Genomic DNA, 24,358 nt, shown 5'->3' with positions numbered 1-24,358 from the left:
TTGGATATCACAGCACCAGTGGTGAGCTTGAATGATCTGAGCACCAATGATCAAACCCCGGCACTTACAGGAACAATTGATGATCCATTAGCGACCATCGTGGTGACTGTAGATGGCGTGGATTATCCAGCGACCAACAACGGTGATGGTACATGGACATTGGCTGATAACATCTTGCCGTTATTAGCGATAGCAACTTATCCAGTAACAGTCACTGCCACAGATGCAGCAGGTAACGTTGGTACAGATACAGGTAACTTAACAATTGATGTTACAGCTCCAACAGTTGCATTTAACGACTTAGTAACTACGGATGCGACACCTGAATTAACAGGAACAACAGATGATCCAACAGCAACTATTGTTGTCAATGTCAATGGTGTGGATTATCCAGCGACTAACAATGGTGATGGTACATGGACATTAACCGATAACACCTTGCCAACATTGGCAGATGGTGATTATGTCGTCACTGTGACTGCAACTGATCCAGCAGGTAATATTGGTTCAGATACAGGAACACTAGAAGTTGATGCAAATCCACTTGCTGCATTCGATAACTTTGATAATGCAGTGATTAGCCCACAACCTTTATTGATCTCTGACGATCAAGCTTTAGGTAGTGCTACTTACTTAATCATGACATCGTTAGTTGGACTTGACTTACAACTTGGTGCGAATGCAGTTAACTTCAATGTTGGCGCTGACCAAGAAGGTACAGCAACATTCACTTATAGCTCATTAATTGATGCTAGTTTGTTGTCTGACTATTTACTGGTCGTTCAAAAATTCAATACAACGACTGGTCAATGGGAATCATTGCACGGTGACAGCGAAGCATCATTGATTAGCTTAAGTCTTTTAGGTATAGGTGCTGCTCCTGGCGCTGTTTTAGAAGGTTTGGAAGAAGGTCAGTACCGTGCCTTCATGACCTTTGATGGTTTGCTAGGTGCAAGTGTGTTAGGTACCTTATCTGGCACAATGGACGTATTCGATCTAACCCAAGTGGGTGGATATGAACTTGGTGATGCAGAAGGAAATGTGATTACTGATGTTAATGGCAGCGGTGAAGTTGATATCGTAACGCCAACGACTTTTGTATCAAGTGTTGATGGTGTCGCGATTGACGTTGGTGGAACAACCATCAATGGAGATTACGGTTCAATTACTTTCTATCAAGATGGCAGTTACGTTTATACACCGCTTCCAAATGGCGCAGGTATTGGTCAAGTAGAGCAGTTTAATTATGTGCTTACTGACTCTTTAACTGGCGACATGGCTCAAGCAATTCTCTACATTGATCTTGGTACGATCAAAGCAGCTGATAATTTGGTAGAAGCTAAACTTGATCCTTTACCATTACTTGTTGATGATGATGTTGCGCTAGGTACAAGCTCATATGCATTATTAGTTTCATTAGCAGGGCTTGATTTCCAACTCTTAGGTACAGATGCAATTGAGTTCTCAGTTGCGGAAAATCTGGAGGGTGTTGCGACCTTTACATTCAGTACATTAATTGGTGCAGGCGCTTTGGGTGACTATAACTTAGTGGTCCAAAAATTCAATCAAACGACTGGTCAGTGGGAGTCAATTACAGGTGGAACAGATGCATCGCTCATTGATTTGACTTTACTTGGATCGACACCTGCTGCACAAATAGATGGCTTAACCGAAGGTTCATATCGTGCATTCATGGCATATGATGGACTGATTGGTATCGGTCTAGGTGGTACTTTAACTGGAACAATGGATGTTTATAACCCGCATATCATTGACGGTTATGGTGTTGTCGCTGTACATGGCAACTTAATCTCTGATCCAAATACAAATGGTGATGTTGATATAGCAACAACCAATACCGTTATTAGTGAAGTGAACGGCATTGCAATTGATCCAGCAGGAACTACGATTAATGGAACATACGGTAGTTTGGTCATCTATCCAAATGGTGATTATACCTATACACCGACTGCCAATCAGATGGGTCTAGGACAAGTTGATCAATTTACCTATACCTTGTTCGATCCATTAAGTGGTGATACCTCTGAAGCAACGTTCTATGTACATTTAGATAGTAATACAATCGATATGACATGGAATCCAGCTGATCCATCACAACCAGCTGTGATTAATGATCCACTTCCGTTAGATGCATTCAACAACGTCGATGTTGCTTCAATTGACTATGACTATCCTGTCACTGTTGAAAACATTGATAATGCGATTAGCTATAGTTGGCTATTAGGTATCGGTGGTTTAGTAATCGGTAACTCAAGTGGTTCTGCAAACTTTACTGTAGATCCTGGTAACTTGACTGATGCGGTTATCTCAGTGAACTTTGGTTCGTTGGGAACACTACTCGATGGCTTACATGTTGTACTCACACGGACTAATCCAGATGGTTCAACTACTGTAGTTGCAGATAGTTCAAATAATGGATTACTTGATATTTTAGGTATCTTTGGATCAACTGTTGAGTTTGAAGTGAAAAACTTGGCGGCAGGAACATATACCTTATTCATGGAAAGTAATACATTACTGACCGCATTAGGCAGTGTAACTGCTGATATTACCTTGAATCATGGTGATATTACTCAAGCGCCAATTATTACAGGTGCTGCAATTACGGGTAATGTGATTTCTGATGATAACTCTGCACTTTACGGTGCAACATATGATCATGATTTCATTACCTCAACTACGACAGTGACTAATGTAGCCTCTGCTGAGCCAGGTAATACAAACTCAGAAGTGATCGTGGTCGGTGTACCAACTGTGATAGTTGGTGATTATGGTATCTTAACGATTAATTCTGACGGTAGTTACAGTTATCAACCAGATGTTAATCCTGCAAATATTGGTAAAGTTGATAGCTTCACCTATACTTTGTCGGATCCAACCAATGGTCTAGCGGATAGCACAGCGTCATTACATATCCAAATTGGTTCAAATGATGTCAGCTTCACTTGGGATCCTATCGATCCATCACTTGATGCGGTTATTCCTGCGCCAGTGGCGAATGCAGATACTGCCGCTGCTTTAGTCGATATGGAAAATGTTGTTGATAACAACTATTTCAATGCTAACCAAAACACACTTGGTATTTTGGCTACGACACAAACATTTACGAGTAGCACATTCACCGTAAATAATAGTATGGATCCATTTGGTACCGTGTCCGTAGATGCTCTAGGCTTAGGTAATGCAACTGTAACAGTGATGGTACAACGTCAAACAGGTCCTACAACTTGGGTTACAGTTGCATCTGATGTGCATACTGGCTTGGTAGCAGCTCTAGGTGAGATCGCTTCTATAGATTTATCTAGTATTAATAACTGGATAGCTGGAACTTATAGAATACAGACCACTATTCAAACGCCACTTATTGGTGGGCTAGTGATGTTGATCAACACTGATGCTGATGTGAATATTACATACGTAGATCAATTTACGACTTCAAGTCCGACAGTTGATTGGATCAATGGCAATATTCTTGAAGGTGATTTACTAGGTGGTGTTGCTGATGTAACTGTCGGTACTCAACTGTACGTATTAAATCCTGTCTCTGGATTATATGAGCTTGCAGCTGGTCAAGGTATTGATACAGCCCAAGGTACATTGTTCTTATACAGTGATGGTTCATACTACTATCAACGTGATCTAGTCGTTTCATCTGCTACAGACGTAGTTGACTACAAACTGATTTCATTTGATGGAACAGAGGTGAATTCAACACTTAGTATCTCACTAGGACAAAACTTCAATCTCAGTGCTTCTGACGATATCGTTACAAGTACAGCAGGAAATGATGTGATTAATGGTGGCGCTGGTGGTGCAGATACCTTGATCTTTACGGTCTTGGACAATGCAGATGATGCAGGTGGAAATGGTCAAGACACTTGGAATGGTTTCGATCTAGGAGATGCAACAACAGATCCAAATGCTGATGTTATCGATATATTTGATCTTTTGGTTGGATATGCAGGTGATGGAAGTGCAGCGTCTTTAGCTGGATTTGTAAACGTCACCTCTGATGGTACAACAACAACTATTTCGATTGATCGAGATGGTGCAGGTGGAATACACAATAGTGTTGATTTACTCACAATTGATGTTGATACCACCTTGAATGAATTGATTGCGAATAATCAACTCTTCGTCATCTAAGTCATAATGCAAAAAAGAGAACCTCCGGGTTCTCTTTTTCATTTTAGGAACAAGTAAAAAATATATGCTATCTTGATTAAAACATTGAAAAATTCTAACAATTGAAAAAAATGCAGATCATCATGATTTCAGAAATTGAACAACTTAAAAGCCAATTAAATGACTATTTCAAACAGGTAATGCAATACACAGGATTAAATAAAACAGTGTTGTTTTATTCTTATGGAGATAAGACACAACGCTGTAGCGTTTGGAATTCTAGTTATGATGAGATCGACGTTGTACAACAACAACTTTTTAAGTTCCTTGATCAGCAATACGATCAAGACCAAGAACGGTTAGAATATTTAAAATTTGATTTAGTTTTTAATATTGAAAAAGAGACTTGGCAAAATATTGATTCGATATTAAAAAACCAATTTCATAATAATCATTTTAGAAAAGGCATTAGCTTTGATGAGCACTTTCATCTGTGCTTTTTAGAACAAGAGATATATGGCAAAGCCATCATACGCGCAAAAAGTTTTGATACGCCTAATTTTGTTGATGAAGATAATTTAAATACTGCGATCGCAAAAAAATATCAAAATAAATATGAACCAATAAACTTGGAAGACATAGAGCAAGTTTGGACATTTGATACCTATGCTGTGCTGTATGAAAATCAGCAGCTCACTCAATTACAGAGTCAATTTACGGAAAATGGTGTTCGTTATCTACAGGGAGATAAAAAACAGCATTTGAAGAGTCTCATTCAGGGCAATGCTGAGTTTCTTATTGAGCAAATTCAAGCTGATGGTTGTTTTGTGTATGGATATTTTCCAGCCTATGATCGTGAGATCCGCAGTTACAATACGGTTCGACATTGTACTTCTACTTATGCATTGATAGAGACTTTAGCAATCCATTTTGAACAAGCCCATTTGGCTAAAATACGGCTATCAATTGAATATGCTTTAAAGCACTTTTATATCGAAAAAGAACCTCAGCTTGCCTACATGCTTGATGGCGTAGCCCTAGACCAATTAGATGAAATTAAATTAGGCGCTAACGCCGCGGCAATTTTAATGCTGACAAAATATCAAGAAGTGACTGGTGATAGTTCTTATCTTGACTATGCCAAAGCTTTAGCAAAGGGGATTTTAACTTTAGTTAATAACACTGGAGAAACAACGCATGTTTTGCATTATCCAAGTTATGAGGTGAAAGAAAAATTCCGAATTATTTACTATGATGGTGAGGCGGCTTTAGCACTGTTACGCTTGTATCAGCTAGATTCAGATCAGCAATTACTCGATGTGGTTAAACGAATGTTTGAGCGGTTTATTTCCGAAAAATATGATCGTTACCATGATCATTGGCTAAGCTACTGTACCAATGAGCTCACAAAAATTTGTCCCGATGAAAAATATTTCCAATTTGGTCTGAATAATTATTTAAGACATTTAATTTTTATCCGTAATCGCAAAACCACTTATGCAACATTATTAGAAATGATGATGGCTGCCTATCAGATGGTTATTCGTATACAAGATTTAGGACTGAGTTCTTTATTTGAAAAATCACAGTTTGAAGATTTAAAAAAACTCATTGAGTTTCGTACAGAGTTCCAACGTACAGGATTTTTTTATCCTGAAGTCGCAATGTACATGGCACAGCCGGCTAAAATTTTGAATGCATTTTATGTCCGTCATGATCGTTTTCGAGTACGTATTGATGATCAAGAACACAATCTTTCAGGCTACATCGCCTATATTCAGCATTTTCAAAACTAGATGATTGAGGGAAATTTGAATGAGTATTCCTCAAGAAATTAAAATGATGAATTTCCTCGGTAATGAGGACTTTCAGCATCCTATTTGGCAAACTAAAATTTTAGTTGATTGTTCAGACTGGATTTTAATCCTTTTAATTTTAGAACAGATTGAGCAAGAAAAAATTGGATTAGACGATATCATCAGTGATGCTCAGGTTTGCATAGCAATCCATATTTCAGAACAGAGGACACTACAAGGCTGCTCGCTGATTGCACTATTACAATATTTTATTTTCACGCGGAATATTGAGACAAAGCATGTACTTGTTGGCTCTCTATTTGGAAATTCTGTACAAGCACAATTGGTAATGCTTGATAAAGCCAAACGATATGATCTAAATATTGATTTTGAAAACAAAAATACTTCAAACAGCATTAAAAATTTATATCATCTCACCAAAGCTATTTTTGCTTTACCTAAAGTGCTATTGGATAAAGTTTTTATTAAGCAACTTACCATTGGGGATCAGCAGATTTCACCTATAAGCAGCTTGCTCAGTTGTGAGCAATTAGATGGGATCGTGTATTTGTCTGATCAACAACATCACTATTATTTTTCATATCGGCACGAAAACCAAAGTATTGGCTTTTTCTCACTTCTCGATCATTTACATCGAATTGATCATCTTGTGCCTTATTATCATTATTTCCATGCAGGACTATTAGCACCTGCCAAAAAAATCCAAGCGAAAAGCAATTGGATCAATATTATAGGTGATACCTACTTTGGGGAATACTATACAAAATTAAGAAAAAGTAAGGGAATGACGGATGCACTACAAACATATGGTTATCAATATTCTTTTGAAAAGATAAAGCAATTTTTCAATGAAAAAGACGTGAATATTGCTAACTTTGAAGCCGTCTTCAATGTAGAGCAAAAGTCTGATTTAGAACATATAAAAGCTTTTATTTTAGGTGCTGATGCAGATGAAACCTTAGCCGAATTTAAGCGCATTTATATCAACACCTTATGTCTCGCAAATAATCATTCAAAAGATTATGGCGAAGCCAGTTTAAAATATACCTTAGATCAATTAAGACAAAAAAAGATTGATTTTTTAGGTGCAGGGGAAGATCAACAACACGCACATCAATACCTAGAAATACATCAAGGTGAGAAAATTTGCGCGATTTTTAATGGTTATTGGCATAGAGAAAGTGCATATCATGACTATCAGTTTTATGCGTTAGGGAAATCCAGTGGAGTTGCATGTTTAAATGCCGTGATGTTTGAACAAATTATGCAATATAAAATGAAGTTTCCTGATCGAAAAATCATTGTGATTTGCCATTGGGGTACTGACTTCCAACCGATACATATTGAACAAGAAAAGTTAGCACATGTATTTACGCAAATGGGTGTTGATTTGGTGATTGGGCATGGTGCGCACACCATTCAACCCATTAAATTTTTAAATAATAATCCAGTCATTTTTGGAGTTGGTAATGCTGTATTTAATAGTAATGGTGAATTTAAAAAATATCATGCTTTGCCCTACGGCATCATCGCACGATTAAATTTAGAAGAGGGAATTGTGAAACTGTACCCAATATTGACCGATAATCTCAAAACATTTTGGCAACCTTATCCTGTAGATGCTATGCAATTTGATCAAGTGAAAATTTATCTGACCAATCATTTGGATCATAAGCAATATTTATTAGATCAAGATCAACTGGGTTTTTATATCCAAATTGATTTTTAGGGATATTTTTTATAATTGTCTAATATAATTTTTAGTTGTTCATCATTGAAACCTAAATTGCGTAAGCCACCGCTGCCTAATTTGCAATCATAACTACTCATAATATTTGTGGGCGTGGTCTTGGTTGCTTTGGGTGTACATACATGACCTAATCCAAAAGCATGTCCCATTTCATGTACTGTTGCGGCTTGTGTTTGATAGTTTAGACGTTGCCAATCAATTAAAATAAAAGGCTGACCCTGATTTCGAAAGCCCCAACTGGTGACATCGCTATATTTTAACTTCTCGTTATAAGCATCATAAATAATAAAAAGAACCTCTTTACTTTTGCGTCGTGGAAAACAAGTACGTACTGCATTTGGAATATGATCCGTCACTATCGACGTAGGTTGGTTGATTTGATTGGCTAAGTCACATTTTCGCTTGGTAAAGTCATGGTAAGAATAATAGTGATTGATTTTGAATTTAAAGATTTTCTGATTATTTTCATCGAGAAAATATCGATTTAGAATTTCAAGTTCTTTATACATTTGCAGTCTAGTATCAAGTATTTTGGTCTGAGGTCTATTTATAGTGAAAATAAAGCTCACATAAACGACGGGTAGGCGACCTTCAGAATCTGCTTGATATTTATAAGGACTTATCTTCACTGTCGGTTTATTTTGAGTCGTACATGAATTGAGAAAAAAAAGACTCGATAATGTTAGCAATGTAATTTTTAATCGCATTTTTTATACTCTAAACTCACAAAAAGATTTAGTTATTGTTCATAATTTTTACTGTGATCGATATGATGTTATCAGATTTTGATGGTTTCTTTTATGCAAGATACGAATGAACTACAACGACAAATACTGGAAGTTGTTGCACTAATTCCTTATGGTAAAGTTGCAAGTTATGGACAGGTCGCAAAGTTAGCAGGACTACCAAAACATGCACGTTTAGTCGGATATGTTTTAAAACATTTAGACAGCCAAAGTAAAATTCCTTGGCATCGTGTGATTAATTCTCAAGGAAAAATTAGTGTTCATCGTTTAAATGAACAAGGAGAGAATGTTCAAAAAATTTTATTAAATGAAGAGGGGATTTATTTATTAAATAATAAAGTCAATTTAAAAACATTTGGTTGGAATACTTAATAATTTAATTGAAATAAAAAACAATAAGTTAGACTATTGAAAGTTTATTACTTTTTAAATACAATCTGGATACATAAAATGTACATTAAGTGTTCTTGGTATTTAAATGAAAAAATTATCAGCAGTTTTCGGGGTTGCAGTTCTTAGTTTATCTGGTTGCGCGAGTATTATGTCTGGAAGTTCACAGACAATGACTTTTGAAAGTACACCTGAATTAAGTGATATTACAATATTAAATAAAGCAGGTAAAAAAGTTCATGTGGGTAAAGCACCTGTTACAGTAAGTTTAAAAAGAAGCTCAGGATTTTTCTCACCTGAAAAATATACTGTTATCTTTGAAAAAGAAGGTTTTGAAACTAAAACTGTTAATGTTTCAGCTCATGTGAATGGCTGGTATGTTGGAAATATTCTCTTTGGAGGCGTTTTAGGATTATTAATTATCGATCCTGCTACTGGTGCAATGTATAGCTTAAGCACGAAAGAAACCAATGTTGCTCTTAAAGAATTAAATAAAGAAAATCTTCAAGCGAATACACAATCATTAACGATTGTTTCTACAGAAGAACTGCCTAAAGATATATTGGATAAGGCAAAACCGATTAAGCTACAATCGCAATAGTATAAAAAAAGCATGGTGAATAACCATGCTTTTTTCATTGATTTAATAAAAATATTATTATCGTACAACCAAAACAGGAATATGGCTTTCACCTAGTACTTTTTGAGCCACACTACCTAATATAAATTTCTTAATACCAGTTCGACCATGCGAACCCATAATAATCAAATCTGCACCTAGGTTTTGAGCTGCACCAATGATTTCATCGTGGATTGAAAAACCTTCTAAGACTTGGGTTGCAACTGTTAAACCTAATTCTTCGAACTTTTTTTCAGCTTTAGTGAGATTTTCTTGAACATATGAGCGAACTCGCTCTATTAATTCATTACTTTGTCCCATGCGAAGGTAAGCTTCAGATAAATAAGGGTCTAAAGTCATGACTTCAACGACAGTAATTTCACTATTGAGGGCTTTGGCTAGTTGAGCTGCTTGTTGAATGACGTTCACTGAAATTTCTGAATCATCAATTGCAACTAAGATTTTTTGATAAGCCATGGTTATTACTCCTTATTATTAAAATTACAGATCAATTTCACTTATAAAAATTAGATTAATTGTGCTTCTCTATTCATCTTAAACTTATTCTTTATGAAATAAAACCTAGTATTTTTATAGGGATAGTGATCGTAAATATTATTATTTAAAAATATGATTAAAGTAAAAATAGATGAAATCTATATAAAAGTAGATGTGAGATATAACTATGATTTCTATATAAAACTAGATTAATGCTCTTTGAGAAATTGTATTAAGCTTTCAATATTATCCGTCTGCAATTCTTCACGCATTTTTAAAATCTGTTTTTCATCTAAGTCATATAGTTTGAGGGAAAGCAGTTTTTCGATGTCTTGTTCAGGAAAACGATATTTTATCACTTTGGCAGGTACACCACCGACAATGGCATAAGGCGGTACATCTTGCGTCACCACTGCGCCTGTTGCTACTACAGCACCTTCCCCCAGTTTAACGCCTTGCATGATCATGGCACGGCTACCAATCCAGCAACCATCTGCAATTACAGTGTCGCCCGCAGGTAAAAAACTACGAGTATCAAATGGAAAGGTCGAAATCCAATCGGGACGGTGAAGTTGATTGCCACCCATCATAATCACGCATTCAGCACCAAAGCAGACAAAATTACCAATATGAAGTTGGTCTATTGGCTTCTCAGTTGTAGAGGGTTTATCATGTAAATAACGTACCACACAACGTTCAAATCCTTGATCCCAATAAGCAGAATAATAAGAGTAATTGCCTTTAATATGGATATTCGGATTTTTCACTGTTTTTGAAATAAATTCGAACTCACACCAATGTTTAACAGGAGAGTTGATCAGTGGTGTATCCATTATTTTTCCATAGAATGCTTTGAGAAGAAAAACCCCTCAAATAGAGGGGTTAATGAATTGGAATTAGATATATTCCACACTCACAATTTCGTATTCAACTTCACCTTGCGGTGTTTGAATTTTAGCTTCGTCGCCTTCGCTTTTACCCAATAAACCACGAGCGATTGGAGAGTTTACTGAGATTTTATTAATTTTAAAATCTGCCTCATCATCGCCAACAATTTTATAGGTCTTACGTTCTTCTGTATCTAGATTTTCAATCGTCACCGTTACACCAAAAACGACGCGACCATTTTGCTCAAGTGTTCTGACATCAATTTCTTGAGCAGCACCCAATTTACCTTCGATATCCTGAATACGACCTTCGCAGAAACCTTGCTGTTCACGAGCAGCATGATATTCCGCATTTTCTTTTAAGTCACCGTGCTCACGAGCTTCCGCGATCGCTTGAATGATACGTGGACGATCAACTGTTTTTAACTGTTGTAATTCTTTCTCTAAGGCAACCTTGCCTTCAGGAGTCATAGGATAACGTTGCATTTCAGTCCCTCTAAATTGGTTGGGAAAATACAGGATTTAAAAAAGAAAAAGCCCGCCACCGATAAGGTGGCGGGACTTATCGGTAAAGAATTAACCTACAGTTTGTAAATCTTGCAAGCGGTATACATCCATTGGCAATTTCACAGCAAATGCTTGGCAAACAGCTTCTGCGCCATTAATCGTCGTAGTGTAATACACTTTGCCTTGAAGGGCAGCACGACGGATCATCGCAGAGTCATATTGAGCCTGTTTACCTTCAGTTGTGTTGACAATAAGATGAATTTCACCATTTTTCAAGCGGTCTACAATATGTGGACGACCTTCGGTTACTTTATTCACTGCTTCACATGCTAGTCCAGCTTCTTGCAATACTTGGTAAGTACCATTAGTTGCAACAAGTTTGAAACCATAAGCGATTAACTGTTTTGCGATGTTAGCAATATATTTCTTGTCTGATTCACGAACAGATAAGAATGCATATTTCACTTCGCCTTCAGTCGGTAAACCCGGTAAACGTTCATTTGAGCCAAGTACGGCTTTATAGAATGCCTCACCGAAAGTTTCGCCTACACCCATGACTTCGCCTGTAGATTTCATCTCAGGTCCAAGCATTGGATCAACGCCTTGGAATTTAGCAAATGGGAATACAGCTTCTTTCACTGCAAAGTGTTTTGGAATGATCTCTTTAGTGAAACCTTGAGATTCCAAAGATTGACCCGCCATACAACGAGCTGCAACTTTTGCTAAAGAGTCACCAATACATTTAGAAACGAAAGGAACGGTACGTGATGCACGTGGGTTCACTTCAAGGATATAAATGTCGTTGCCTTTTACTGCAAACTGAACGTTCATCAAACCAATTACGCCAAGCTCTTTTGCCATGGCAACAGTTTGACGGCGCATTTCATCTTGAACTTCTTGTGAAAGCGAGTAAGGCGGAATAGAACATGCTGAGTCACCAGAGTGAATCCCTGCTTGTTCAATGTGCTGCATAATACCGCCAATCACAACATCTTTACCGTCAGATACGCAGTCCACGTCAACTTCAGTTGCATCATCTAGGAAACGGTCAAGTAGGACAGGCGCTTCATTAGACGCTTGTACTGCTTCACGAAGATAACGTTTAAGTTCATCTTCGTTATAAACGATTTCCATTGCACGACCACCCAATACATAAGATGGGCGAACAACCAGTGGATAACCCACTTTTGCTGCTTCTGAAATACCTTCTTCAGCAGATTTCACGATGCTGTTGTTTGGTTGACGAAGCTGTAGACGTTGAATCATTTGTTGGAAACGTTCACGGTCTTCTGCACGGTCAATCGCATCAGGAGATGTACCGATAATTGGTGTACCTGCTTCTTCTAAAGCACGTGCCAATTTCAAAGGTGTTTGACCGCCGTACTGTACGATCACGCCTTTAGGCTTTTCGATACGTACGATTTCAAGTACATCTTCAAGTGTTACTGGCTCGAAGTATAAGCGGTCAGATGTGTCATAGTCAGTTGAAACCGTTTCAGGGTTACAGTTGACCATAATTGTTTCATAACCATCTTCACGCATTGCAAGGGCAGCATGTACACAGCAATAGTCAAACTCGATCCCTTGACCAATACGGTTCGGACCACCGCCAATGACCATGATTTTGTCACGGCTCGATGGATTCGCTTCACATTCTTCATCGTAAGTTGAGTACATGTAAGCTGTGTCAGATTCGAACTCAGCAGCACAAGTATCAACACGTTTGTAAACTGGATATACACCCAAATTCCAACGTTGTTTACGGAATTGCTTTTGTGAAATACCCATCAAATCAGCAATACGAAGGTCAGATAAACCTTTGCGTTTGAATGAACGGATATTATCAGCATTTAAGTCGCCAAAACCTAAAGTTTTTACTTGAGCTTCAGCTTTAACAATGTCTTCGATTTGGATCAAGAACCAACGATCAATCTTGGTTGCTTCAAATACGTCATCTAACGAAAAACCATGACGGAATGCATCAGCAACATACCAAATACGATCAGGACCTGGAACTTTAAGTTCTTTTAAGATGATGTCTTTAGCATTAGCTGTACCTACTTCGATTTTTTCATCAAAGCCGCTTACGCCGACTTCAAGACCACGAAGCGCTTTTTGTACAGACTCTTGGAAGTTACGACCAATTGCCATGACTTCGCCCACAGATTTCATCTGAGTGGTTAACACCGGCTCAGCTTGTGGGAATTTTTCGAAGTTAAAGCGAGGAATTTTTGTAACAACATAGTCAATTGCTGGTTCAAAGCTTGCAGGGGTAATACCACCTGTGATGTCATTTTTCAATTCATCAAGGGTATAGCCAACCGCAAGTTTTGCAGCAATTTTTGCAATCGGGAAACCAGTTGCTTTAGATGCAAGTGCAGATGAACGAGAAACTCGTGGGTTCATCTCGATCACAACCATACGACCGTCTTTCGGGTTGATACCGAACTGAACGTTCGAGCCACCTGTTTCAACACCGATTTCACGTAGAACAGCAACCGATGCATTACGCATGATTTGATATTCTTTATCTGTCAATGTTTGAGCAGGGGCAACAGTGATTGAGTCACCTGTGTGTACGCCCATTGGGTCAAAGTTTTCGATAGCACATACGATAATACAGTTGTCGTTTTTATCACGCACAACTTCCATTTCGTATTCTTTCCAACCAATCAGTGATTCATCGATCAATAATTGTTTAGTTGGAGAAAGATCAAAACCACGTTCACAGATTTCAATAAATTCTTCTTTATTGTATGCAATACCGCCACCAGAGCCACCCATCGTGAATGATGGGCGAATGATCACTGGGAAGCCGAAACGCGACTGAATTTCCAGTGCATGTTCCATACTTTCTGCAACATCGGCACGAGGGCACTCTAAGCCGATTTTACGCATTGCGATGTCAAAAAGTTTACGATCTTCTGCTTTTTCAATCGCTTCTTTTGATGCACCAATTAATTCAACGTTGTATTTTTCTAAAATACCGTTGGCATCTAATGCAAGCGCACAGTTTAATGCAGTTTGACCGCCCATCGTTGGGAGGACTGCATCTGGACGCTCTTTTTCAATGATTTGTGCAACAGTCTGCCAAGTGATTGGCTCGATATAGGTTGCATCCGCCATTGAAGGGTCAGTCATAATGGTCGCTGGGTTAGAGTTCACCAAAATTACACGGTAACCTTCTTCACGAAGTGCTTTACATGCTTGTGCACCTGAGTAATCAAACTCACATGCTTGACCGATCACAATTGGACCTGCACCAATAATTAAGATGCTTTTAATATCCGTACGTTTAGGCATTATTCGCTCCTTAATTATTTCTTAGCTGCTTCGATTAATTCGATGAAATGATCGAACAATGGGGCACAGTCGTGTGGACCAGGACTCGCTTCAGGGTGACCTTGGAAGCTGAATGCTGGTTTGTCAGTGCGATGAATACCTTGGTTTGTACCATCAAACAACGAACGATGCGTTACTTTTAAGTTTGAAGGTAAGGTGCTTTCATCAACAGCAAAGCCGTGGTTTTGAGAAGTGATCATTACAGTACCATTCTCAAGGTTTTGTACAGGATGGTTAGCGCCGTGATGACCATGATTCATTTTCATGGTCTTCGCACCAGAAGCAAGCGCTAAGATCTGGTGACCTAAACAAATACCAAAGACTGGTAAAGTTGTGGTCTCAACAATCGTTTTTACTGCTGCAATTGCGTAATCACATGCCGCTGGGTCACCAGGACCATTTGACAAGAACACACCATCTGGATTCAAAGCGAGCACTTTTTCAGCAGGGGTTTGTGCAGGCACAACAGTCAATTTACAACCACGGTCTGCAAGCATACGTAAGATGTTGGTTTTGACACCATAATCGTATGCAACCACATGAAATTTAGTTTCTGGTTGTGAAAACCCTTCACCTAAACCCCAAGAACCTTCAGTCCATTCAAAACCTTCCGGATCACAGCATTCTTTGGCAAGGTCTAAACCATTTAAACCACCGAAAGCTCGAGCTTTTGCAATTGCCTCTTCTTCAGTGATATTTTCACCAGCAAGAATGCAACCATTTTGCGCGCCTTTATCACGTAAAATACGTGTCAGTTTACGTGTATCAATGTCAGCGATAGCAACAACATTATGTTGTATTAAATATTCACTTAAAGATTGTTCTGCGCGGAAATTGCTATGCAATAGAGGAAGATCACGAATAATCAAACCGTTCGCCCATACTTTATGGATGCGACCAGATTCAACGTCTTCGCTATTACAGCCTGTATTTCCAATATGAGGATAAGTCAGCGTCACAATTTGTTGCGCGTAACTTGGGTCAGTCAAAATTTCTTGATAGCCTGTCATGGCTGTATTAAAAACGACTTCACCAGTCGTACTTCCTGGCGCACCGATAGACGTTCCTTTAAAGATCGTTCCATCTGCGAGGGCTAAAATGGCGGGGGTGCTCAAACCAAAGCTCCTGAACTAAAACCACAAAAAATAGGGCTGTAAAAAAGCGAGAAGACATAAAAAAAGGCAGGCTGTCCTTAAAAAACACGCCCCTCCTTCCAGTCTGCTCGCTTGTAACTTAACAGCGCATTATACGCATGAGTGCGTGAAAAGTCTATGTGTTTTATTTATTAATACTGATGAATTGATTGATTCCAATTTCAACATCAAATATTTCAAAACAAAGCATCAAATTTAAAGGGTCTTGCATCTCTATATGAATTAAATTTTAAAGGTATATTTCCCTAGAGTAACTTTATTCAGTAGCTTTATAAGGTTTAACAATTATAAAAACAGCAATATTTTAAGATAAGATCAGAATTTATATACAAAACGGTCTATGGCTAAATCTATCATCCATCTATCTATATCTTGAGATATTATGCAAATTGTCTGACAATTTTTTAGCGATTAATTTCGTAAGAGATTTATCTTATAGATAGCCAAAAAAGCAACAATCAATATAGAGGGGATACAAAATGGCTGAGAATCAAACAACTACTGAAGAAGTGAAAGACGTTGTCGTTGAAAAAACTGCAAAAGCGAAAGAAGCTGTTGCGGAAAAGACAGCAGAAGTCAAAGAAGTAGTCGCTGAAAAAACTGCAAAAGCAAAAGAAGTTGTTGCAGAAAAAACAGCAAAAGCAAAAGAAGTGATTGCGGAAACTCAAGAGCAAGCAAAAGAAGTGATTGCTGAGACTCAAGAGCAGGTAAAAGAAGCTTTAGCTGAAACTCAAGAGAAAATTGAGACTGAAGCGAAAGAACTGAATCAAAACATCCAAAATCAGCTTGCGCAAATTAAGCAAGACCTTTTAGAACGTATTGATGTGATCAAAACTCAACTTAATTCATCTCAAGGTAACTTGGTTGAATTAACCAATGCTTTAAAAACTGAATTAAATGCTTTAATTGAAGATTTAACCAAAGTAAGCAAAGAGTTGAAAGATGATATTAGTCAAATTTCTGTAAAGCATAAAGATACTTTGGTTGGTAGCTTTAAGCGTACTAAAGAACAAGCGGTCGAAGCTTGGAATAAAGTGCGTGCTAGCTAATTTTTAGCGGGCATAAAAAAGCGAGAAATTATTTCTCGCTTTTTTATTTATAAATGGTGTAACCAATCACGTTTATTGTGAAAATCAGCTTGGGGGCTACTATGTTGCATTGCAAAATAGTGCATACCTTGAGTGGTATTAAAAACTGCAGTTAAACCCAAGTATAAATCAGACCACTTCAATTTATTTTGTTGCATAAATTGAGATAAATCTAGACTTACATTTAAACCATAATGCGTACGTTGTAAATGGTTCAACTCAATGTCATATGCCGCAACGGGTGGCATATTTTCTGGAAAGCGATATTCTTCAAATTGATACACTTGCCACGCTTCAGATGGGGAGAGATTAATTTCACGATAGAAATCTTCATCCTTCACGCCTATAAAAATCTCAAAGCAAGTGTGTTCCCATAAAAAGTCTTGGCGAGGATGCGCTTTAACTTGATTTGGGTAAATCAGAAATTGATTGGGATCACGAACCCAAAAACCAACATTTAATGTCGCTGGTGTTTGTTGCTCAATCGCTCCAACAACGGTAATAGCATTAAAGCGATCAAAAGCGGAAAGTTCATAACTTGCCATTGTGATTACTTATTACTTAAGTGAGCAAAACGGACTAAGTTAGAAAGATTTTGGTTTTGTTTCGCTGCCTTTTTATAAAGCAAAACGATTTTACCAATTTTTTGTACAGACTCAGCGCCTGTTGCTTCAACAATTGAATCAATCACAGCGGCGCGTGCATCACGATCTTCACCAGCGATTTTTACCTTAATCAATTCATGATCATTTAACGCACGATTTGTTTCTTCAATGACGTTTTCTGTAAGACCTTGGCTGCCAATCATGACAACAGGATTAAGAGCATGACCAATTTGACGTAAACGCTTACGTTCATGGATAGATAAAGCCGGCATTAAAAGTACCTAATGTGAAAAACGACTTAGTATAACTTGCATCCTAAATCTTAGATAGCTCAGGCAGGCAAGTGGTTCAAATAATTGTGTGAAATTATGGTCGGATTAAACAATTGAGTTGATCGAAAAAAATCTGTAAAACTTCGTGTGAATGAAGTACATCCGTACTGTAATAAGAATAATTTTCACGTACAATGATCAATCAGAAGTTTTTTGAAATTTAGTGAGTTATGGCGACGCGCATTACCAATCAAAAATTGTCGAAAAGCAGCCGTGTGTGGATGAGAGAGCACTTGGATGATCCTTTTGTAAAGAAAGCACAAAAAGAGGGTTATCGCGCACGGGCAGCGTACAAGTTACTTGAAATCCAAGAAAAATATAAAATGATCAAACCAGGTATGACAATTGTTGACCTCGGTGCAGCACCCGGAAGTTGGTCGCAAATTGCAGGTAAACTGGTTGGATCAAATGGATTAGTGATTGCCTCAGATATTTTACCGATGGATGCACTTCCAGATGTAACTTTCTTGCAAGGCGACTTCCGTGAAGAAGAAGTTTTCGAAAAATTGTTAAATATTTTAAATGGACGTCAAGTAGACGTTGTAATTTCAGATATGGCCCCCAATACATCAGGTAATAGGGCTGTTGATCAACCGCGTCAGATTTACTTATGTGAATTGGCTTTGGATTTTGCTCAGAAAGTACTCGGACCAAACGGACAGTTTATTGTTAAAGTGTTCCAAGGTACTGGATTTGATGAGTTTAGAAAACAAGTGGTCGATAGTTTTGATGTATTAAAAACAGCTAAACCTGCGGCATCACGTGCTCGATCAAAGGAAGTATTTTTGATTGGTCAAGGTCGTAAAAAAGCATTGCGATAAAAAGTGTACTTGCCAAGTTGTTAAAAATTGTGCATTTTGTACCTTTTAAGTTTTTTGCAACGCAAATTCATTGCTGTTTTTGTGAAGGTCAGCCAAGATTAGGTATGATCAAATTAGATTGATATGGGAATAAAGCCTTGAGCGATTACTTCAAGAATGCCGTATTGTGGCTCATCATACTCGGTGTTCTGATTTTGATTTTTAGCAACGTCAGTGACCGCAATAAACCTGCTGCGATGAAATATTCTGATTTCGTTGCTGCGGTGAATGCTGGGCAAATTAAACAAGTCACAATTGACGGTTTAAATATTAATGGTGAAAAAACCAATGGTTCTTCTTTTGAAACGGTTCGTCCGCAAGTAGAAGACACTGAGTTGCTACCAAGCTTGAATAAACAAAATGTAATAGTTGAGGGTACAGCTCCACAACGCCAAGGCATTTTGATGCAACTTCTCATCGCGAGTTTTCCAGTATTACTCATCATCCTTTTATTCATGTTCTTCATGCGTAATATGGGTGGTGGCGCTGGTGGCAAAAACGGTCCTATGAGTTTTGGTAAGTCAAAAGCTAAAATGTTATCTGAAGATCAAATTAAGATAAATTTTGGCGATGTTGCGGGTTGTGACGAAGCGAAACAAGAAGTTGTCGAAATCGTTGACTTCTTAAAAGATCCTTCTAAATTCAAACGTCTTGGTGCAACCATTCCACGTGGTGTACTTATGGTGGGGCCACCAGGTACCGGTAAAACATTATTGGCGAAAGCAATTGCTGGAGAAGCTAAAGTTCCTTTCTTTAGCATCTCAGGCTCTGACTTTGTTGAAATGTTTGTTGGTGTGGGTGCGTCTCGTGTACGTGATATGTTTGAACAAGCGAAACGACATGCGCCGTGTATCATCTTTATTGATGAGATTGATGCGGTCGGTCGCCATCGTGGTTCGGGTACAGGTGGTGGTCATGATGAGCGTGAACAAACCTTAAACCAAATGCTTGTTGAGATGGATGGTTTTGAAGGCAATGAAGGCGTCATCGTTATTGCTGCAACAAACCGTGTAGACGTACTCGATAAAGCTTTACTACGTCCTGGTCGTTTCGATCGTCAAGTGATGGTTGGTTTACCAGACATCCGTGGTCGTGAGCAGATTTTGAATGTTCACTTGAAAAAGCTTCCTTCAACCACTGGTGTTGATGTCAAAGTGTTAGCACGCGGTACACCTGGATTCTCTGGTGCACAACTTGCTAATCTTGTGAATGAAGCTGCACTATTTGCTGCTCGCCGTAATAAAAATACGGTTGATATGCATGATTTTGAAGATGCAAAAGATAAGCTTTACATGGGACCTGAACGTAAATCGATGGTGATTCGTGAAGAAGAACGTCGTGCTACCGCATACCATGAAGCTGGACATGCGATTGTTGCTGAAATTCTACCGGGTACAGACCCAGTTCATAAAGTAACAATCATGCCGCGTGGTTGGGCATTGGGCGTAACTTGGCAGCTTCCAGAGCAAGATCAAACTAGCCATTATAAAGACAAAATGTTGAATGAACTTTCTATTTTGTTTGGTGGTCGTATTGCTGAAGAAGTGTTCATCAACCAAATGTCGACTGGTGCATCAAACGACTTTGAACGTGCAACGAAAATGGCGCGTGCGATGGTGACCAAATATGGTATGTCTGATGCATTAGGCGTAATGGTCTATGAAGATGAAAACCAAAATGGTTTCTTCGGTAATGTAGGTAACCGTACGATTTCTGAAGCGACTCAACAAAAAGTGGATGAAGAAGTTCGTCGTATCCTTGATCAACAATATAAAGTTGCTCGTGATATCTTGGAAAATAATAAAGATATCGCACATGCAATGGTAAAAGCGTTGATGGAATGGGAAACCATTGATCGTGATCAAATCCGTGACATTATGGAAGGTCGTGAACCACAGCCGCCAAAAGTTTATGTTGCTGAAAATCCAGTGGCTGCATTTGAACCACCGAAAGATGGTCCATCTACACCACCGCCATTACCAGCAATGGGCTAAATAAAGTTTAAACAAAAAGAGTGGCTTCGGTCGCTCTTTTTTGTTTGAGTTTTAGACTAAATTAAAAATAAATCATCAACCTACTACTTTCAGTCTTGTTAATATAACCACATTCCAATGTGGAGAGTTTTGATGCAGTTAATTCCATTATCACAGCGCCAATTAAAATGTGGTCCTATCACACTGGATTTATCTCAGCCGCAGATTATGGGTATTCTCAATGTAACACCTGATTCATTTAGTGATGGCGGGCAGCATCACCTTAAGGAACAGGCAGTTCAACGAGCTTTACAGATGATGGAAGAGGGTGCAAGCATTATTGATATTGGCGGAGAGTCTACACGCCCGAATGCTTCACCTGTTGCATTACAAGAAGAAATTCAAAGGGTCATTCCAGTGGTTGAAGCCTTATCAAATCGCGATGTGATCATATCGATTGATACCAGCCAGCCTGAAGTGATTCAAGCGGCAGTGAAAGCAGGTGCGCATATCTGGAATGATGTGCGTGCTTTAACTCGTCCTATGGCCTTAGAAACCGCTGCTGAGTTGAATATTCCTGTGGTGTTGATGCATATGCGCGGTGAGCCGACCAATATGAATCAGTTGGATCAATATGACGATGTGACTGAAGACGTAATTTCTGAATTGCAACAACGTTTAGATCAAGCAATCGCTGTCGGTGTTCAAGCAGAAAATATTATTATTGATCCTGGTTTTGGCTTTGCTAAAAATTCGCAACAGAACTTCCAGTTATTGAATGAATTTTGGAAGCTTAATCGGATGGACTATCCAATTTTATCAGGTTTATCGCGTAAACGTTTTATTGGTGAAGCCTTAAATGGTGTACCTGCTCAAGAGCGCGTAATTGGCAGTGTGACAGGGCATTTGTTGAGTATCCAACAAGGTGCAAGTATTGTTCGGGCGCATGATGTAAAAGCGACTCACGATGCGATTAATGTCTGGAAAATGATGCAAATGAATTAAACTTAATGAGTCAGTGGGGTATTGTTCTGCTCTATTGACTTACTGATTTAGATTAAATATAAAAGCCATATAAATGAAATGGTTAATATAAAAATGGAAAATAAAACAATTACATATAAAAGCTTATGGGTGTTTGCGCTCATTCTTAGTCTTGGATTTATTATTTCTGCTGGCGTGATGGGTTATGCGCTGAAGCAATCTAATAACACTAAAAACTCAATTACAGTCAAAGGTTTAGCTGAAAAGCCAATTCAGGCTGATTTGGCGCGTTGGGAAATCAACTTACAAACAAGCAACACTTCAAATAGCATACCTGAGGCCTATCAACAGCTTGACCAAGAAATGAAAACCTTACAAAATTTTTTTATTGATCATGGTTTCAAAGCTGCCGATATGCAACTCGGTAATAAGAGTTCACAGCCGTATTATGAAGAAGTGAATATGGGGGATGGGCGAATTAATCGTGAGTTTAAAGGCTATCTTGCGCTGCAATCCTTTATTGTAAATAGCCGTGATATTAAGAAGATTGAACAGACTGCTAAAGATGCTTATTTGTTGGATGAAAAGGGTATCGCCATTGAACAGAAACCAGAATATCTAGTCTCGAATTTAGAAGAAATCAAAATGTCACTGATTGCAAACGCAACAAAAAATGCACACAGTCGCGCAAATGAGTTTGCAAAAGTTGGTGGGGTGAAAGTAGGTATGATGCGTTCCGCCAGTCAAGGTGCATTTTATATCTTGCCAGAAAGTGGTTCAGATGATGATAGCGATTATGGTGGTGCTTATGATAAAGCAACCATTAATAAAATTGCCCGTGTTGTTGTGACCATTAACTATGCGATTGAATAAAAATATTTCTAAATTTATAAACATTTAAGAGAAATGATGAAGATAAAGATACATTCGAATACGATGTGTCTTTATTTTTTTGCATACAATCAGATCTATATATCCATTTAATTGAAATAACAGAATAAATTTAGGAACTTTAAGATGTACCAGTTGACAAAAATATTAACACTATCAGCATTAAGTAGCATGATGATCGCCTGTAGTAATCCAGTAAAACAGCAGCAGCTTGAGTTGATGGAACCGTTACAGCCAGTTTCAGCAGTACAATCGAATTTGGCAGTAGATAGTGCTCGTAAAATGATTGCCCCAGCAGCTTATATTGCTGCAATGCCTGCACCAGAAAGACCACGTTTAGAACAGAACACCGAAAAATATCAAAAGAATGAGGTCAATCCTGTTCATCGTGTAGCAGATCAAGCCGTTTCAACGTTTAGTATTGATGTGGATACAGGTAGTTATACCAACACACGTCGTTTCCTGAATGATGGTCGTTTACCGCCTGTAGATGCAGTCCGCGTCGAGGAGATGATTAACTATTTTGATTATCAGTACCCACAACCAAATAGTATTCATCCATTCTCAGTCAGTACTGAAACAGTAGATTCGCCGTGGAAAGAAAATGCCAAGTTGATTAAGATTGGTATTCAAGCTAAAGACCTTAGTACTAAACAATTGCCACCTGCGAACTTAGTATTTTTGGTGGATGTCTCAGGTAGTATGGATGCAACAGATAAATTACCTTTAGTAAAACAGACCTTGCGTTTATTGACTGAACAATTACGCGCTCAGGATAAAGTCACGATTATTACTTATGCGAGTGGTGAAAAATTAGTTTTAGAACCCACTTCTGGTGATCAAAAAGACAAAATTCTTGCAGTGATTAATGGATTACAAGCAAGCGGGGCAACTGCGGGTGAACAAGCAATTCAACTCGCTTATAAACAAGCAGAGAAAGTTTTTGTCAAAAATGGTATTAACCGAATTTTATTGGCTACGGATGGTGACTTTAATGTTGGTATAACTGATTTCAGTACCTTGAAAGGGATGGTAGCGGAAAAAAGAAAAAGTGGTATTTCATTAACCACATTAGGTTTTGGTACAGGAAATTATAATGAGCAGTTGATGGAGCAACTGGCAGATGCAGGCGATGGCAATTACAGCTATATAGACAATAAAAATGAAGCGAAAAAAGTGGTGCAGCGTCAGCTTTCATCAACCCTTGCAACCGTTGCCCAAGATGTCAAAATTCAGGTCGAATTTAATCCTGCTATGGTGAAAGAATATCGTTTAGTCGGTTATGAAAATCGTATGTTAAAGCAAGAAGATTTTAATAACGATAAAGTTGATGCAGGTGATATTGGTGCAGGGCATAACGTCACTGCAATCTATGAAATTATTCCTGTAGGTCAGCAAGGTTGGCTCAATGATTCACGTTATCAACCATCAGCAAAAATAGATGCTGCGAAAAAGTCTGAATATGCCTTTGTAAACTTACGTTATAAATTGCCAAATCAAGAAAAGAGTATTTTGCTTAATCAAGCGGTAAAAGCTGAAAGTAAAACTCTTGCACAAGCAAATAATGATACTCGTTTTGCGATTGCTGTTGCATCTTATGCTCAGCAGTTAAAAGGCGGACAATATAATGGTGCGATGGGATGGGATCAAATTATTAAGTTAGCGCAACAATCTGCAAAACCTGATCCTTATCAAATGCGAGAGGAGTTCGTGGAACTTACCAAGATTGCCAAAAGCTTGAGTGCTAAAAAAGATTAAACTTTGTTTTT

19 protein-coding genes are annotated in these 24,358 nt (G+C 38.2%); 11 read left to right on the top strand and 8 right to left on the bottom strand.

Going from position 1 to position 24,358, the window contains the following annotated elements:
• The 3 genes from F933_RS16395 to F933_RS16385 all read left to right on the top strand — a co-directional run.
• Nucleotides 1–4,167 (top strand): beta strand repeat-containing protein (locus F933_RS16395; RefSeq protein ID WP_228127878.1); only part of this gene is annotated, 4,167 nt, incomplete at its 5' end.
• Nucleotides 4,168–4,277: 110 nt separating this feature from the next.
• Nucleotides 4,278–5,942, top strand: a complete 1,665-nt coding sequence (locus F933_RS16390; protein ID WP_034711191.1) for a poly alpha-glucosyltransferase — start codon at nucleotides 4,278–4,280, stop codon at nucleotides 5,940–5,942.
• Nucleotides 5,943–5,961: 19 nt separating this feature from the next.
• Nucleotides 5,962–7,692: a CapA family protein gene (locus F933_RS16385; RefSeq protein WP_005063028.1), complete on the top strand. Its 1,731-nt coding sequence runs from the start codon at nucleotides 5,962–5,964 to the stop codon at nucleotides 7,690–7,692.
• Here the strand turns inward: F933_RS16385 and F933_RS16380 are convergent.
• Nucleotides 7,689–8,420: a hypothetical protein gene (locus F933_RS16380; RefSeq protein WP_005063026.1), complete on the bottom strand. Its 732-nt coding sequence runs from the start codon at nucleotides 8,418–8,420 to the stop codon at nucleotides 7,689–7,691. The two genes, F933_RS16385 and F933_RS16380, sit on opposite strands and share 4 nt — an antisense overlap.
• A 93-nt stretch (nucleotides 8,421–8,513) precedes the next feature.
• Between F933_RS16380 and F933_RS16375 the strand changes: the two genes are divergently transcribed.
• Entirely contained in the window at nucleotides 8,514–8,831 is a 318-nt protein-coding gene (locus F933_RS16375; RefSeq protein ID WP_005063024.1) for an MGMT family protein, read from the top strand.
• 106 nt (nucleotides 8,832–8,937) lie between these two features.
• The gene (locus F933_RS16370) at nucleotides 8,938–9,450 is read left to right on the top strand and encodes a YajG family lipoprotein (RefSeq protein ID WP_005055299.1); all 513 of its coding nucleotides are present in this window, start codon (nucleotides 8,938–8,940) and stop codon (nucleotides 9,448–9,450) included.
• 57 nt (nucleotides 9,451–9,507) lie between these two features.
• Here F933_RS16370 and F933_RS16365 read toward each other — a convergent pair whose 3' ends face one another.
• The 5 genes from F933_RS16365 to carA all read right to left on the bottom strand — a co-directional run bounded on the left by F933_RS16365 (nucleotide 9,508) and on the right by carA (nucleotide 15,817).
• Nucleotides 9,508–9,945, bottom strand: coding sequence for a universal stress protein (locus F933_RS16365; protein ID WP_005063023.1), 438 nt, complete (start codon nucleotides 9,943–9,945; stop codon nucleotides 9,508–9,510).
• A 230-nt stretch (nucleotides 9,946–10,175) separates the two neighbouring features.
• The gene (locus F933_RS16360) at nucleotides 10,176–10,799 is read right to left on the bottom strand and encodes a CatB-related O-acetyltransferase (protein ID WP_005063019.1); all 624 of its coding nucleotides are present in this window, start codon (nucleotides 10,797–10,799) and stop codon (nucleotides 10,176–10,178) included.
• A 63-nt stretch (nucleotides 10,800–10,862) separates the two neighbouring features.
• A complete protein-coding gene (greA, locus tag F933_RS16355; RefSeq protein ID WP_005055289.1) occupies nucleotides 10,863–11,339 on the bottom strand; it encodes a transcription elongation factor GreA in 477 nt (158 codons plus the stop codon).
• A gap of 90 nt (nucleotides 11,340–11,429) precedes the next feature.
• Nucleotides 11,430–14,663, bottom strand: coding sequence for a carbamoyl-phosphate synthase large subunit (carB, locus tag F933_RS16350; RefSeq protein WP_005063016.1), 3,234 nt, complete (start codon nucleotides 14,661–14,663; stop codon nucleotides 11,430–11,432).
• 14 nt (nucleotides 14,664–14,677) lie between these two features.
• Nucleotides 14,678–15,817, bottom strand: coding sequence for a glutamine-hydrolyzing carbamoyl-phosphate synthase small subunit (gene carA, locus F933_RS16345; RefSeq protein WP_005063015.1), 1,140 nt, complete (start codon nucleotides 15,815–15,817; stop codon nucleotides 14,678–14,680).
• Between the two features lie 518 nt (nucleotides 15,818–16,335).
• On the opposite strand from carA, the gene F933_RS16340 reads away from it, so the two are divergent.
• Nucleotides 16,336–16,905 carry a hypothetical protein gene (locus F933_RS16340; RefSeq protein ID WP_005063013.1) on the top strand — a complete coding sequence of 190 codons (570 nt, stop codon included), beginning with the start codon at nucleotides 16,336–16,338 and terminating at the stop codon, nucleotides 16,903–16,905.
• Between the two features lie 47 nt (nucleotides 16,906–16,952).
• Here the strand turns inward: F933_RS16340 and F933_RS16335 are convergent, their stop codons facing one another.
• Nucleotides 16,953–17,489 (bottom strand): DOMON-like domain-containing protein, encoded by a 537-nt coding sequence (locus F933_RS16335; RefSeq protein ID WP_005063012.1) that lies wholly within the window; start codon nucleotides 17,487–17,489, stop codon nucleotides 16,953–16,955.
• A gap of 5 nt (nucleotides 17,490–17,494) precedes the next feature.
• Nucleotides 17,495–17,821 carry a ribosome assembly RNA-binding protein YhbY gene (gene yhbY, locus F933_RS16330; RefSeq protein ID WP_005055281.1) on the bottom strand — a complete coding sequence of 109 codons (327 nt, stop codon included), beginning with the start codon at nucleotides 17,819–17,821 and terminating at the stop codon, nucleotides 17,495–17,497.
• 230 nt (nucleotides 17,822–18,051) lie between these two features.
• Here yhbY and rlmE point away from each other — a divergent pair, with 230 nt between their 5' ends.
• From rlmE to F933_RS16305, 5 genes are all read left to right on the top strand, one after another.
• Nucleotides 18,052–18,702, top strand: a complete 651-nt coding sequence (gene rlmE, locus F933_RS16325) for a 23S rRNA (uridine(2552)-2'-O)-methyltransferase RlmE (protein WP_034711187.1) — start codon at nucleotides 18,052–18,054, stop codon at nucleotides 18,700–18,702.
• A 137-nt stretch (nucleotides 18,703–18,839) separates the two neighbouring features.
• The gene (ftsH, locus tag F933_RS16320; RefSeq protein ID WP_005063009.1) at nucleotides 18,840–20,735 is read left to right on the top strand and encodes an ATP-dependent zinc metalloprotease FtsH; all 1,896 of its coding nucleotides are present in this window, start codon (nucleotides 18,840–18,842) and stop codon (nucleotides 20,733–20,735) included.
• 132 nt (nucleotides 20,736–20,867) lie between these two features.
• Nucleotides 20,868–21,719, top strand: a complete 852-nt coding sequence (gene folP, locus F933_RS16315; protein ID WP_005063008.1) for a dihydropteroate synthase — start codon at nucleotides 20,868–20,870, stop codon at nucleotides 21,717–21,719.
• A 93-nt stretch (nucleotides 21,720–21,812) separates the two neighbouring features.
• The gene (locus F933_RS16310) at nucleotides 21,813–22,571 is read left to right on the top strand and encodes an SIMPL domain-containing protein (RefSeq protein WP_005063007.1); all 759 of its coding nucleotides are present in this window, start codon (nucleotides 21,813–21,815) and stop codon (nucleotides 22,569–22,571) included.
• Between the two features lie 237 nt (nucleotides 22,572–22,808).
• Complete coding sequence (locus F933_RS16305; RefSeq protein WP_378236429.1) at nucleotides 22,809–24,347, top strand: vWA domain-containing protein; 1,539 nt, start codon at nucleotides 22,809–22,811, stop codon at nucleotides 24,345–24,347.
• The last annotated feature ends 11 nt before the right edge of the window (nucleotides 24,348–24,358 follow it).

The sequence above is a fragment of the Acinetobacter beijerinckii CIP 110307 genome (genome assembly GCF_000369005.1).
In the GTDB taxonomy this organism is placed as follows: domain Bacteria; phylum Pseudomonadota; class Gammaproteobacteria; order Pseudomonadales; family Moraxellaceae; genus Acinetobacter; species Acinetobacter beijerinckii.
The sequence above is the reverse complement of the archived record's forward strand: the minus strand, read 5'-3'. Positions and strand labels throughout refer to the sequence as shown.